This window comes from Acinetobacter sp. CWB-B33 (assembly GCF_039655955.1).
Classification (GTDB): domain Bacteria; phylum Pseudomonadota; class Gammaproteobacteria; order Pseudomonadales; family Moraxellaceae; genus Acinetobacter; species Acinetobacter bouvetii.
The window spans coordinates 726,796-740,524 of sequence record NZ_JAGFEU010000001.1 but is presented as its reverse complement, the minus strand read 5'-3'; the positions used below and the strand labels follow the sequence as shown (position 1 = coordinate 740,524).

At 43.8% G+C, this 13,729-nt stretch carries 11 protein-coding genes; 1 reads left to right on the top strand and 10 read right to left on the bottom strand.

Features of this window, described 5'->3' with window-relative positions; all coding sequences use genetic code 11:
- Positions 1 to 60: 60 nt before the first annotated feature.
- From JZ784_RS03455 to JZ784_RS03435, 5 genes are all read right to left on the bottom strand, one after another.
- The gene (locus tag JZ784_RS03455) at positions 61 to 1,527 is read right to left on the bottom strand and encodes an OmpA family protein (protein WP_346313821.1); all 1,467 of its coding nucleotides are present in this window, start codon (positions 1,525 to 1,527) and stop codon (positions 61 to 63) included.
- 175 nt (positions 1,528 to 1,702) lie between these two features.
- Positions 1,703 to 2,938, bottom strand: a complete 1,236-nt coding sequence (locus JZ784_RS03450; RefSeq protein WP_346313820.1) for a dihydroorotase — start codon at positions 2,936 to 2,938, stop codon at positions 1,703 to 1,705.
- Between the two features lie 9 nt (positions 2,939 to 2,947).
- Positions 2,948 to 3,964, bottom strand: coding sequence for an aspartate carbamoyltransferase catalytic subunit (locus JZ784_RS03445; RefSeq protein ID WP_346313819.1), 1,017 nt, complete (start codon positions 3,962 to 3,964; stop codon positions 2,948 to 2,950).
- Between the two features lie 443 nt (positions 3,965 to 4,407).
- The gene (locus tag JZ784_RS03440) at positions 4,408 to 4,791 is read right to left on the bottom strand and encodes a hypothetical protein (RefSeq protein WP_346313818.1); all 384 of its coding nucleotides are present in this window, start codon (positions 4,789 to 4,791) and stop codon (positions 4,408 to 4,410) included.
- A gap of 118 nt (positions 4,792 to 4,909) precedes the next feature.
- Entirely contained in the window at positions 4,910 to 5,524 is a 615-nt protein-coding gene (locus JZ784_RS03435; RefSeq protein ID WP_346313817.1) for a LysE family translocator, read from the bottom strand.
- A gap of 192 nt (positions 5,525 to 5,716) precedes the next feature.
- Here JZ784_RS03435 and rlmKL point away from each other — a divergent pair, with 192 nt between their 5' ends.
- Complete coding sequence (gene rlmKL / locus JZ784_RS03430) at positions 5,717 to 7,921, top strand: bifunctional 23S rRNA (guanine(2069)-N(7))-methyltransferase RlmK/23S rRNA (guanine(2445)-N(2))-methyltransferase RlmL (protein WP_346313816.1); 2,205 nt, start codon at positions 5,717 to 5,719, stop codon at positions 7,919 to 7,921.
- A gap of 57 nt (positions 7,922 to 7,978) precedes the next feature.
- Here rlmKL and JZ784_RS03425 read toward each other — a convergent pair whose 3' ends face one another.
- The 5 genes from JZ784_RS03425 to JZ784_RS03405 all read right to left on the bottom strand — a co-directional run bounded on the left by JZ784_RS03425 (position 7,979) and on the right by JZ784_RS03405 (position 13,593).
- On the bottom strand, positions 7,979 to 8,419 hold the full coding sequence (locus tag JZ784_RS03425) for a hypothetical protein (protein WP_346313815.1): 441 nt from the start codon (positions 8,417 to 8,419) through the stop codon (positions 7,979 to 7,981).
- 207 nt (positions 8,420 to 8,626) lie between these two features.
- The gene (locus JZ784_RS03420; protein WP_346313814.1) at positions 8,627 to 9,919 is read right to left on the bottom strand and encodes a DUF945 family protein; all 1,293 of its coding nucleotides are present in this window, start codon (positions 9,917 to 9,919) and stop codon (positions 8,627 to 8,629) included.
- Between the two features lie 116 nt (positions 9,920 to 10,035).
- The gene (locus JZ784_RS03415) at positions 10,036 to 11,205 is read right to left on the bottom strand and encodes a GNAT family N-acetyltransferase (RefSeq protein WP_346313813.1); all 1,170 of its coding nucleotides are present in this window, start codon (positions 11,203 to 11,205) and stop codon (positions 10,036 to 10,038) included.
- Between the two features lie 10 nt (positions 11,206 to 11,215).
- Positions 11,216 to 12,766, bottom strand: coding sequence for a GH3 auxin-responsive promoter family protein (locus JZ784_RS03410; protein WP_346313812.1), 1,551 nt, complete (start codon positions 12,764 to 12,766; stop codon positions 11,216 to 11,218).
- The gene (locus JZ784_RS03405) at positions 12,763 to 13,593 is read right to left on the bottom strand and encodes a hypothetical protein (protein WP_346313811.1); all 831 of its coding nucleotides are present in this window, start codon (positions 13,591 to 13,593) and stop codon (positions 12,763 to 12,765) included. The genes JZ784_RS03410 and JZ784_RS03405 overlap by 4 nt, the downstream gene beginning before the upstream one ends.
- Between the last annotated feature and the right edge of the window lie 136 nt (positions 13,594 to 13,729).

Here is a 13,729-nt window from a genome sequence, read left to right as displayed (position 1 = left end):
TGCAAGGATTTTTCAGAATTAAAGAACTGCTTAAAACATTGCTGCACGGCATGCATGGCGTTAATAAGAATATTCTTTCACACCCTGTTCATCTACTGTACGCGCCACGCCTGTATCTTTATTCAACACTTCAAACTCAATGCGGCGGTTTTTAAACCGGCCTTCCTCTGTGGCATTTTCTGCTGCCGGTTTTTCCTGCCCCATGCCGACAGCCCTCAATTGCGCCGGATCTACGCCCTTGCCAATAAGGTAATCCACAACAGCCTGGGCCCGGGCCAGAGACAATTTTTTATTGGCCGCCGCACTGCCTGTCGCATCGGTATGCCCTGTTACGGTGAGTTCGACCTGCTTCGCGCGCTGCATTAAAGCCGCAGCCTGATCCAGGATTGATTTGTTAGCTTCAGGAATTTCTGAAGAGCCCGCAGCAAAATTAATAATTTGCATATTCAGTGCAGTCGCAACATCCAGTGCGCGAATATGCTCAGGATTAATTGCAGCTAGCGCCTTTTGCGCCTCAGAAATACTATTATTCACGGTTGCGTTGACATCAACAGGTTTCTGAACCGAAATATTCATGTTTTTTGCAATTTTCTTAATGTCACCGGCTAACCGTTCAGCATCCTGCGGGTTAGCCGCTTGAATCGACAATTGTTCACCGACCCAATTCAAGGAGACATTAGGTGTGCCTTCAATAAGTTTCAATACCGATGGAATGGCATCCTGATCCGTATATACGGTATGGTAGCCGGCGTCCGCCGAAGCGCCACAGCCTGCAGGACTGCTAAAAATCTGTTTCACTTGCTGCTGTAAAATATCGATATAACTGCTGTTGTTGACATATATTTGGCAGCTTGCCAGCGCCCCCTGTTCATTTGTGCTGAGATGCAAAGATGCCGGCTGTGCCGCTGCGCTTTGCACAGGAGGCCCAGCATCTTCCACGCTGTTTTTGCTCGAACAGGATTTATACCAAAACGCGGCCAGCAGCCCTAAAATGATAAGGGCTAAAATAGGAAGCCATGCGCCGGATTTTTTCTCCTTAACCGCCACTTGCGCTACAATTTCAGACGCTTGATGGGCCGTTTTCCCGATTGCGGTATTGATGCCTAATGCTTCCAGTATTCCAGCAGCCCACACGGGCAAAGCGCGATGCACTGAATCTTGCTGTGTATTGATTAAATGCACCATTGCATCCGGGTCAGCAGAGCCTGCCTGATTCTCCAATACGCCCAAGACCGGCAGAATAGATTTAGACAATGTGCTTTCAATTTCGGGCGCAGGCGCTGCACCGCGCAAAGAATCTAAAAACTGGGGCTTTAAGGCAGGATGGCCTTCAAATAAATCATTCAGCCGCGGATTCAGCTGATCCCTCAAACGCTCAATTAAACGGGGATTTCCTCTTAAAATGCTCAGCAGTATGGGATAGAAAAGACTTAATGCCGTATTTTTTTCTGTAAGAAATGTGCTTTCTCCTTCCAGCACCATTGCAGAGACTTGCTGTTTCAATACCTCAATTAAATTATTGCTCATCGGCCTGATCCTTTGCTATTTATCATCTTCGTCATTTTTATTTTGTTTATTAATTAAACAGTTTATGCCCAACGAATTCTGCTTCTGTAATTAATTGTATTGCTTCAACAATCGAATTTCACATACAAAAAAAGCCAGCTGATGCTGGCTTTTTATTCAAGGACTTACTGAAGATTTATGCAGTAAATGTCCGTACGGCTTTCCCTGTTGCAGCTTGATTGATCAGCGGTGTATTTTTACCATTGGAAACAATGCTGTCTTTGGTAATGATCCATTCCAACGCAGGATTGACAAGAACCCAGCCCGCTTCCGCCAGCCAGCGCTCATACATATTGGCAACTTTTGCAGGAGCAACCGTCACCTTTTCAACCCATTGCAGCGGCTCAAACAAGCCTTCATGAATCAGCTGCAGGCCAAAAGGCACAAAGGTATCAAAAGCGGTAAAGCCTGGCAGCGTTTCAGCAAATGGCGCCATTTTTGCAGAACTGCTTAACGGTTCATGATGCGTGGTAATGGCATCAATCACGCCATCCTTCAAACCCTGACGCAGCAATTCTTTGTCCTGCTCTGAACGCAGCGGCGGGCGCACATGCGCAAGCGAGTTAAAGCCATCAATCAGCTGATCTGTCAGATGCAATTGATGCATGGCAACATCACACGTCACGGGCAAGCCTTTGGCTTTCGCTTGTTTAATCAATTCAACCGAAGCGCCGCATGACAGCAAACCAAAGTGAGCGCGTACCTTTGTTGCTTCAATCATCAACAGATACTTGGCGATAGCCACTGTTTCTGCCAAAGCCGGAATCATCGGCAGGCCCTGACGCGAAGCGACAAAACCTTCGTGCACACAGCCATCTTTAGCAATCTGAGGCTCTTCTGCATAGAACACGACTGTCATCTCCAAACCAGCAGCGTATTCCAGTGTGCGGATGACCACATCATCATCGGCAAACGGCGCATTGGCATTCGATACTGCCGTACAGCCGCCTTTTTTCAGACCCGCCATATTAGCAGGCTGATTGCCTTTTAAGCCTTGCGTCTGCGCGCCAATCACCTGCAAATAAATGCCGCCATCCAGCATGGCTTTTTCAACCAAGCCATGAATCAGCGCGCCATTGTCCTGAACAATCGGCTTAGAATCCGGCGGCGTGAAGACATGCAGAATCCCATTTTCACGGGCTGCTTTACCTTCTGACTTTAATGTGCCGTGCTGCTGCTGGCCTGGTTCACGCATACGCGCGCACAGGTCAACCATCGTGGGCATCAGCCAAAGGCCCTGGCCATCAATTGTTTCACTGATTTGCGCTGATTCCGCCACCAGTTTGCCATTTTCGATATAAACCGTTTGCACGCCATCTATTTGACGGATTGGGTCTAAGACACGCACATTTTCAATTTTTACAATAGTCATGACTTTCCCTTAACCCGCAATCGCTTCTAACAAACCTTTTTCCTGCAGCTGGCCTTGCATCGCCAACGCCAGCACCGCCATACGCACCGCAATGCCATTAGTCACCTGATGCAAAATCACCGATTGCGGACCATCTGCAATGCTGGAATCAATTTCAACCCCGCGGTTCATCGGGCCGGGATGCATCACGATGCAGTCCGGTTTTGCCAAAGCCAAACGCTCTTTATTCAAGCCGTACATTTTATAAAATTCAGCTTGCGACGACAGCGCCGGTGAATCAATGCGTTCATTCTGAATACGCAAAGTAATAATCACATCGCAATCTTTAATGCCGTCTTCCATTTTGTTAAACAAACGGACATCGCTGCCATATTCTTCAAAACCGAAAGGCAGCAATGTATTCGGCGCAATCACACGGATGTCTTTACAGCCCAAAGTTTGCAGCGCAGCCACATCGGAGCGTGCCACACGCGAATGCTTAATGTCGCCAATGATGGCGATCCTGATGTCTTCAAATTTCTTTTTCGTTTCACGGCGGATGGTCAGCATGTCCAGCATCGCCTGCGTTGGATGCGCATGGCGGCCATCGCCTGCATTAATAATCGCGACATGCGGACATACATCTTTGGCAATAAAATGCGGTGCGCCTGAAGATGAATGGCGTACCACAAAAATATCAGTGGCCATCGCCTCAAGGTTCCACAGCGTATCTCGCAGCGTTTCACCTTTAGAAGTGCTTGAACGGGCAATATCAATATTCAGCACATTCGCAGAAAGGCGTTTTGCCGCCGCTTCAAAGGTGGTGCGGGTGCGGGTAGAATTCTCAAAAAAAAGATTCATCACCGTCCGGCCTTCTAGCAGATTATTGGTAATGAGCTGATTTTGGTCATTAAAAAAGGACTGCGCTGTGTCCAATATTTTTGTAAGGGTTTCTTTAGATAAACCATCGATGGTGAGAAAATGCTTTAAGTGGCCATCTTGGTTGAGTTGAATCTGGCTCGGTGTATGCAATGCCGCCAAGTGCATGAGAGATTCCTTATCGTTAAGTTAACGCATTATACAGAGAATCCTACGGTTTAGCAGTTGAAGTTTTCAGCGTTTACACAAAACTTATTCAGAAATAAAAAATAGATTTCCTAATTCCTATGCATAAATTCAATTAGATAATTTAAACAGAATCTATATACTCGATCCCTTATTCCTATAATTTCATTGCTTTAATTGTCATTACGTTCCTGCCAGGCATCAGCAGCGCATGAAAATGAAAACCCGCAGTCAATTCAGCCATCGCTTCAAAATCATTAATTATTTTCAACTCCCCCCATTTGCCTACTTCTAAACTGAAAGCTGAACGTCGATTAAAATTCAAATTTTACATTTAGTGCTTCAAGCAAATAGACAATACAGGCTTTAAAAGGTGACAGATTTTAAAGCCTGTCCAAAATCGAAAACATGATTTTGGTTAAAACTTAACGCAGCGCACCAATATAGTGATGTGAAACCTGCGCTTTATAAATTTCCTCGTCAGTCGCCTCACGCGGCAAACTTAAATCTTCAGGAGCTTTTGCTTGTTGAACCGCGGCATAGTTAGGCTGATCGATATTTTCCAGCAATGGATTCATGCTGTTTTCACGCTCGATTAGCGCATCTAAACGCATTGCATGACGCAACAAATCTGCGTCATTGGCAGCCAGAGCCAAATCTACTACACATTGTGCATAAACTCGGCTTTCTACCACATACATAACATCAATCAAACGGCCAGTAATGCGCCGTAAACGTGCATAAATTAATGTGGCGATAGAAAATGCTTCACCATGTTCTGAAAAACCGCTGTTCATTAAATTATTCATATAAATATTCACCCTTTTAAAACAGTGTCAGCACAAGCTGTGCCCACAATTGCGCAATATGCTGCGTACCCAAGGCACGAACAGATGTAGCAAAACATGTGCCAAAGGCTTATTTAGCTTAAAAGATACCAAAGTGGCGAAGGCACATTTCTACAGAAATGATGATTAATGCCAAGCCCATCATCATATTAAAAATTCGCGCTCGATTTCCAATATTGAGAAAAACAGCCAGCTTTTCACCAGCAATGCCCCAAATCAAAAGCGATAAATAACACACTGAAAAATAGATCAAAATGAATAAAGCCAATGCAAAAGAATAAGCTGAAGCTGAAAACAAAGCTGTTCCTGCAACGGCTGCGATCCACGCTTTAGGATTCAGCCACTGCATCAAAGCGCCTTGCATAAACGTTGGAATTTTAGATTCATCGTTGACATCAGTTTGGATGGTTTTCCCTTTTGTCCTCAGGATATTAACGCCAATCCACACCAGTAATGCTGTGCCTAAAATGCTAATGATGTCTAATAGCGCAGGATAAAGCTCAATCACCTGATACAAGCCAAAACAGACTGCAGCCAAAAGCGCCGTGAATCCTAACGTCGCGCCAGAAATAAACGCAAAAGTGGGCTTAGCTCCAAAATTCATACTGCTGCTGAGAATCGTTAAATTTACAGGCCCGGGTGAAATGGACATCGACAATGAAAAAGTGAACATTGAAACAATCAGACTAAGCATATTTAAATATCTTTTTATTCATTCCTGCTTTTAATACGGATATATTGAATATATTTCAAGCAACTTTATACAGCACCTCTGCTTTTTTTTAGCATTTTTCAAAATTTTCAGCGCATAAAATTTCAATCCGCAAGTTTTCGTAAGCAAAATACGCTAAAATACGCGATTGCTTTAATGTCTTTGGAAATATTCATGAATTCGAAACCCCGTCTTTCTTCATATTGGGTCACCTGTGCAGATGGACTTGAAACCTTACTCCGCGAGGAAATTGAGGGTTTAGGAGTTCAAAATATTGAACAATTGCCGGGTCGTTTGATTTTCCAAGGCACACTCGAAGATGCTTACCGCATTTGCATGTGGTCACGCCTAGCATCCCGCGTGTTAATGCCAATACATACCCATGAGCTTGAATTTACGCATGATGCGCGTGATGTTGCGGAAGAACTCTATGAAGGCGCCATCAGTTTTGACTGGTCATTGATCTTTGCGCCGCAAAGCACTTTTGCAGTGCGCCTGCATATCGAACGTGACATTAAGGTGAATAGCCAGTTTGCAACGTTGCGTGTTAAAGACGGTGTAGTGGACTCATTCATGGAAGCTGTCGGCAAGCGCCCAAGCATCGATATTAAGCAGCCTGAAATCACCCTGTATGTGCTGGCAGGTAAAACTGAGCATACCTTTTGCTTAGATTTATCAGGTGATTCACTGCATAAACGCGGTTACCGCCGCTTTATGACAGATGCGCCAATTAAAGAAAACTTAGCGGCAGCCATTCTGCAAAAAGCAAAACTGAAAGAACGCAATCCTGAAATCATTTTGGATCCAATGTGCGGTTCAGGCACATTCATTATTGAATCCCTGATGATTTTGACTGACCGTGCACCGGGCTTAGTCCGCCGTTTTGGCTTTAATGGCTGGAATGGACATAATCATGAATTGTGGATGGATATTAAAGCAGACGCTGCCGAGCGCCATGCCAAAGCATTAGAACAAGAATTGCCAAAATTCTATGCATTTGATGCAGACTGGGAAGCGGTAAAAGCGACCAAACAAAATATTATTGCAGCAGGTTTTGAATCTGTACTCGATCAAATCAAAATTGAAGAGCGTACTTTAGCCGACTGGCCAGACTTCCACGCTGAAGGGAAACGCGCTTTTGTGGTTACGAACCCGCCATATGGCGAGCGATTGGGTGACAAAGCGTCTAACCGCGCACTGTACTTAGGCTTGTCTGCGCTACTGCAAAAGAATTTTCCAAATCAATACGCAGCGGTCATTGCTGCTGCCGTTGAACAGGCCGATGTGCTTGCCTTTAATGAACCGCAAATTCTGCGCTTAATGAACGGTAAATTGCCAATTTATGTGCGTTTTGGCGTGATTAAGCCTGCGGCCGCAGCGCAGCCGTTCTTAGCCACTTGGCAGCCGCAGCAGTTTGAGGCCATTGAAGGCGCGGAAGACTTTACCAACCGCCTGCAAAAGAATATGCAGAACTTGAAAAAATGGGCCGTCAAAGAAAATATCTTCTGTTTGCGCCTATACGATGCGGATCTTCCAGACTTCAATGTTGCTGTAGATTTATACGGTGACCGCTTGCATGTGCAAGAATATGCGCCGCCAAAAACAATTGATCCAGAAAAAGCCAAAAAACGCTTTAACTTGGCTTTGGCCTCTATCCGCGCAGTAACAGGCTTGCCGCGTGATGCGATCTTTATTAAAACCCGCGCGCGCCAAGAAGGTAAAACCCAGTATTCAAAACAAAGTACAGCATCAAAACGCTTTATTGTGCAGGAAGGCAAAGCCAAAATCCTGGTTAACTTGACGGACTACTTAGACACAGGCTTATTCCTTGACCACCGTCAAATGCGTTTGCGCATTGCTGCAGAGGCCAAGGGCAAACACTTCCTGAACTTATACAGCTATACGTCTACAGCCAGCTTACATGCGGCTTTAGGCGGCGCAGCCAGCACCACCAGCGTTGACCTTTCAAATACCTATTTAAACTGGTCTAAAGAAAACTTCGTCTTAAATGGCTTAACGGTCGACCATGCAGATGAACAGCACCAATTTTTTGCCAGCGACTGTTTTGAATGGTTAAAAGAAGGCCATGAACAATATGACCTGATCTTTATTGATCCGCCAACCTTCTCTAACTCTAAAAAATTCTACGGTACCTTTGATGTACAGCGTGACCATATTTCACTGCTGAAACGGGCAATGAACCGCCTGACGACAGATGGCACGCTGTATTTCTCAAACAATTACCGCGGTTTTGAGATGGATGAAGAAATTGAAGCCATGTTTGATGTCAAAGAAATCAGCAATGAAACCATTGGCCTGGATTTCAAACGCAATACCAAAATCCACCGCGCATGGAAAATTCAGCATTTCCCTGTTTAAGCAAATGAATTGGGCATGATGATATTTTATTTCCCGGCTTAAAAAAGATGAAGCACATTAATTGTGCTTCATCTCTACCACTAAACCGTCAGGATATGAAATTGTGATATTTTCATGCTTCTCTTGATGCACAATTCTTCTCACATCAGGAATATCTGCCGATTTCCCGGCAGGCATAGACTCTCCCACTCTTTTTTTCTGCAGCAGATAGTCACTCATTGCTGAGCCATCCAAGCTATTTTCCTGTAATTGCTTATTGATGCTGCTGGCTTTTTCTTTAGAAGCCTCGAGTTGCTTGGTCTGGCTTTGTTCAGCGTCTACAGATGCCTGCTGCAAAGCATCTTGATTTAAAGTGCCGTTCATCCTCACTGCAGTTTCCAGCTTGTGATCTGGCAAATGCGTTTTTGCATCCGCATATGACACTAGCGGCGTCAGCAGAATACTGCCGATTATGATGCCTGCTGTTAAGTGATCCAGTATTTGGCTATAGATCCTCATAATGCTTATTCCTTTTATTTTTATAGCATTAACACGCTAACTATTTTCCAATCCTAAAACAATATCTGCAGCTTAACTCTCCGATAGATAGCCGGTTCTAATCAAATCATGAATTAATGATTTAAAAAATATTTACAGATGCAATAAATTTCAGCCCAAGAAAAAGCCGCTGAATTCAGCGGCTTTTTCTTGCATGCTATTTCAATATTAATTTTTCTTCGGATCTAAAAATTGCTTTTGACCGAACTGGTAATCCATCAGCAATTGAATGCTGTCGCCAGACCGCACAGCATGCCCAGAAGTTTCCATACTGCTGAACATTGCTTCAATATCCTGTTCTGACATCATTTTATCTTCAGTCGCTTTCGCATAACTGTTGGTAAGAACCCTGAAAAGATTCTTATCAAATTCCAGCTCAGCTTTGAACGTCAGCAGGCTCGGCAGCATTTTTGCAAAGGCCTGAACAGAGCCATGATGCCCCGGCATCATTTTACCTGCAATATTGGCCGTTGCTAAGCCGTCCCCCATGCGCATCTGATTCTTTGATTCGAAATCAAGCCCATCATTTACAATATTCAGGAAAGCATTCGATGCATCCTCTTGCAGAAATTCATTGCTGGCACAGCTGTTTTGAGCCTTTTGCAAAATAGCCGATAATTCCTGCATGCGCTGCAAACTGATATTCTGCACGTCCAAATTCATCACAATATCTTTCGTCAGCGGTGAATTTGGCACATTCAGCTCGCCGATTTTAAAACTGCCATCAAATGAAACTTTGCCTTCTTTGACTTTGGTATCCAGCTGCAAATCTATATTTTTAATGCCGCCCGACAAATTAGAGTCTAAACGCTGAAAAGCGCCTATTGTAAACCGGGTATAGCCCGACTCAATTTCTGCCTGATTCAGGCCTTGCGTGGTTTCCAGCTGAATTTTTTGCGCTAGGATTTGACTTGGCCCTTTAACGACCGTAAACGCGGGAACATCCATAATCAGTTTGGAAACCTGAGACTCACCATTGGCAGGTGAAGCCGCATAAATATGAACTTGGCTGGGATCAATACGGATTTTGAGCCCTTCCGCCTGCGTATCAATCCTTGGCAAATGAACTGTAGTTAAGGATTTCCCCAGCCAATTAATATGAGTTTCCGCATGCTGTTCGCCGCGCAGCGCTGCTTTGACTTTTTCATTGCCTGATTTCAGTGTATAGATGGAATCTATAGCATAGCCATTCCATTTCTTTTGTATTTTATCCTGCCCATGCAGCACAATAACGTCATTTGATTTGCATGGATCTGGCGTAATTGTCAGCACCCAGTCTGCGGTACCGCTGAATGGCCCTAATTGAATATTGCTGTATTTTATATTCGCCTCATCAACGGATTTTGCCAGTTGCGCCTGCTCATAATACGATGTTAACTTTTGATCTGCATACCAATTTGCCGCAGCGCCTGAAGCCGCCGCAGCTAAAAGAAAACCTGCACCCCAAATAATTTTAGACATTATTTGACTCTTTTTGATTATTCTATCAATGCAGTATATTTAATTTATGTTTACAAAAAAATACATTTTAAAATAAAAAGTATAGTTTTTTTCATATTTTCATAAAATTTTGTGAACTAAATTCGACCGCTTTCAAAATAGCTGATTTTCGAACGGTCAAAATATCCGCAAGGATCTCCCTGAAAACTATGAAATGCATGTATTGCATGAATGACATGCGAACGGGTATTGTGCATGAGCTTAATCCGAGGATCATTCTTCGCTAAAGTGATGCAAAATGCGTATTTTCTATAATATTTTATTTGGCTTTTGGCATGATACAGAAGGCTGCCAAACACTTGGGTGTGCTGTGGATGGCATAAGGCGCTATGCAGCACCAGATAATCAATCGCCTGATCTTTTTTCGGCAGCAGCAGCGCGCCTTGAAATTGTGCATATACATTATAAAACGGCTTGGCCAGCGTCAAAGGCCACGAATAATGCACAACCCGTGTTTGCTTAAATGGCTTCTGATCCCATAACCCATATATGCCGACAATTTGATTTTCCAGATTATAAATGAGATGAAAATCATCCAGCTTTAATCCGCGCCAAAATGGATGATGCCCAGTGATCAGGTTAGAAAAGTCATAATTCGGCAAAAAATTATAATGCGCTTTCATCGCATCAGCAAAAGCATTCGCCGCGGCAATCTTCTCGGGGCTTAAGCACTCAAAACGATACTGCTCATAGGTTTGTGGCTTTTTCATCTGAGACACCATAAAAGTCTGAATATCATCATAATGATATGGCACAGGAAAGCCCTTCCGCTTTTCGTGCAAAATTTGGCGCGCAGGCGCATTGCCTTCAAGCACAATACTTTCCAGCAGGCTGTCTGCCGGCAATTTATCCTGCAGATAATCCATCAGTAACCGCAGAATTTTCTGTCCGCGGTAGTCCCGATCTAAACGCAAATCTGAAACATAGCGAAGGACATCCGGTTTGCCATTGATAAAACAATATTTCCAGCCTAAATTCATCATGCCAACCACTTTGTCCGGCTGATTCTCTGGAACAACCACCCTGATATCTGGACGGTTGTACTGCGTATGCGTTGCATGTAAATAACTTGGATTACGCTCGAATGATAAGACCATGCCGTTGCTGGGCATATTTTCGGAAATTAATGTTCTCAGCTGCACGTCATCTTCCCCCGTTGCAGCCCTTACATAAAAATGCGGCACTCTTTCGGAACGGTATATTTTTTCAACATTGTCTTCTAAGGTATTAGATATTTCTGCATTCATGACAACCTACTCAATCTATTTTTATTTTCATTTTCTTTAAAGGTTCTGGCTTGATATTGCCCTCTATCATGCCGTTATGCATCGCCAGAGTTTTATAATAATGCCATGCATCATCTACATGCTTAATTTCAGGCTCATCCAGTTGGCCTAAATTTCTTGCAAGTTCATAATGAAAGTTTTGTTTCAAATGTTCATCTAACTGCGCGGCTGAAGGCTGATGCTGCCCATTGCCTTCACTCAAGAGCACATAGTGCGGCTTTTTATCTGAGCATTGCTCTATGCCTAATAAACTGATAGGCACATAATCTTCTATTTGAAATTGGCTGAGCACATTGACTGCAACACTATGATCCAGTTTTTCACCCACCAAATCCACGGTCATTTTACGGCCCAAGAATTTAAAGCAAGGAACTTGCTGATAAAAGCCTGTAACCTCTAATTCATCATCAATAACATAGCGCATTAACCCTGAACCGGTTGTAATGACCGGGCTGACAATATCGCCTTGCTTGAGCTGCCAGCTTGGAATGGGCAGTTCTGCATCTTGAAGCAAAAATTCATAAAAATTAGATTGATAGCTCAAGGGGTGTTGGCCATCAAAAGGCAGTGTCACTACACCTTCAGTCGCCCATAAGCCTTTGCCTTCAAAGCTGACTCCTGCAGCCCGTTTTTGCAGCTGAATTGCCCATTGTTCCGCGCTGGCAGTATCCCAGCTGGAAATTAACGTCAGTTTCGGCCACAGCTGCTTCCACACGTCTGAACTTTGAAAATCCAGTCCTCTTAACTTGTAACTTTGTTCACAGGATTTAGGCGCTTCAAGAAAGTCCAAACTCTTGCGCTGCCATTTTCCAGTCCTTAAGATCATCGAAATTTCTGCTTGATTTTGCTCAATCATGTCAAACAGCTGCAAAGCGAAAGTTGGGCTCCACACCGAAATCATGCCCAGATGCTTATCTGCGGCCAAATAAGTAACCGTCGCGAACATAGCGTCTTCTGCCGATTCTGCCAATGCAATCTCAGCTGGCACAGACTGCGTAATTTTGCTCAATATCCGCTTTGACACATTCAGCAATGCGCTGTCATCATTGAGGTTGTCATTTTCCAGCAGCTTCCGCTGGCTTTCAGGCAGCCATGACACAGACCAGTAATGTGTTGAATTTCTCAGCTTGGGGTATTGGCGGTATAGGCTTCTTAGCCAGAGTCCTATGGCCTGATCCAATTCATTTAAAAATGTTTGGGTATAAGGAATAAATTTCAGCGCTTCACTTGAGCCGCTGGTCGGCTGAAACCGGATAATTTTTTCTGCGCTTAAATAGTTTTTCCCGCTGCGGCGGGACTGCTCAATATTGGATTTCCAATCCGCATACCGAGTCAGCGGGTACTTTTTAGCAAATTGCTCATAGCTTAACTGCTGGCCAGTATGCAGCAGCACCAAATTCTTCAGTTTTTTACGCTGCACCCATTCCAATTGAGACGCTTGCTGCCGAAAACGCTGAAAAGCGCTTCGGCATGCGGCCTCTAGAACTCGATGGGAAGCGGTAAGCCATATCCCCATTCTCAAGCCACCTTTGAATTAGTATTTGCAGATTCAATATGCAGTGCCGGCTTTATTTTCTTTAAGCTGTCCCGTTTTCCTTTACTGTCCGATTTGGATAAGAATCGCTGAACATAACGGTACAAATCCAACCATGTCAGTTCGCCAATACAAGGCAATTCCGTTCCATCAACCCATGTCGGGTTCATGTCTTCAAAAAATGCAATCTTGACATTTTTTTCGCGCATTTCATGCGTAATCGGCGCGACATCGGCCTTCAATGGCTGATATTCTTCGCCAAAATTCAACAGCCCTGAGTTTTGGTCAAAATATTCACTGAAATACTGTTCACAATAGGAATTAATGTATTTTTCCAACCGCTGATGCTTCTCTCCATAATGCGGAAAATAGCTGTAATAATTATTGGCCAGCAGCAGGTAGGTTTTGAACCCTTTAGAAATGAGAATCCAATAGCATGGCGCAAAAGGATGGCGAATTTTATAAGTGATAATGTAGCGGTACATAGCCCGCTGCAGCGCCCTGCTGCCCCAGTACTGCTGCTCAATGATCGTGTCGCCGCTGAAAAAAGCATGATGCGCTTTGCCATCGACAATAAAATCACGTTCTAGAACTGTTGAAAATCCGACAATTTCTTTGGACTTAGGATCTCTAATTAAAAATACACCCGTCTTTTGCATGAAATCTTTTTCAAAAATTTCATATTCAGTATTGGCATAATATTTTTTATAAATGCTGTACATCCGTTTGAGTTCATGAACTGAAATATCTGCAGCCAGCTTATACTCACTGTATGGCTCATTATTTAAACGGCGTAAAAGCTTAAATTCGATCATTGTATTTATTCCCTGTTGCCCTTCAGGCAGTATTTTTTTTGTTTTAACAGCCGGATCAAAGACCCTGTTCTCTTTGGAACGGTGGTCATATTAATTGCATCATTCAAAAAAATGCAATCTGGTTTACGTATTGAAA

Bases quoted from the DNA above. Each gene is read 5' to 3' on its own strand.
- JZ784_RS03450 (WP_346313820.1), bottom strand. From the start codon at position 2,938: ATGACTATTGTAAAAATTGAAAATGTGCGTGTCTTAGACCCAATCCGT.
- JZ784_RS03420 (WP_346313814.1), bottom strand. From the start codon at position 9,919: ATGTCTAAAATTATTTGGGGTGCAGGTTTTCTTTTAGCTGCGGCGGCT.
- JZ784_RS03405 (WP_346313811.1), bottom strand. From the start codon at position 13,593: ATGATCGAATTTAAGCTTTTACGCCGTTTAAATAATGAGCCATACAGT.
- rlmKL (WP_346313816.1), top strand. From the start codon at position 5,717: ATGAATTCGAAACCCCGTCTTTCTTCATATTGGGTCACCTGTGCAGAT.
- JZ784_RS03445 (WP_346313819.1), bottom strand. From the start codon at position 3,964: ATGCACTTGGCGGCATTGCATACACCGAGCCAGATTCAACTCAACCAA.
- JZ784_RS03425 (WP_346313815.1), bottom strand. From the start codon at position 8,419: ATGAGGATCTATAGCCAAATACTGGATCACTTAACAGCAGGCATCATA.
- JZ784_RS03415 (WP_346313813.1), bottom strand. From the start codon at position 11,205: ATGAATGCAGAAATATCTAATACCTTAGAAGACAATGTTGAAAAAATA.
- JZ784_RS03435 (WP_346313817.1), bottom strand. From the start codon at position 5,524: ATGCTTAGTCTGATTGTTTCAATGTTCACTTTTTCATTGTCGATGTCC.
- JZ784_RS03440 (WP_346313818.1), bottom strand. From the start codon at position 4,791: ATGAATAATTTAATGAACAGCGGTTTTTCAGAACATGGTGAAGCATTT.
- JZ784_RS03455 (WP_346313821.1), bottom strand. From the start codon at position 1,527: ATGAGCAATAATTTAATTGAGGTATTGAAACAGCAAGTCTCTGCAATG.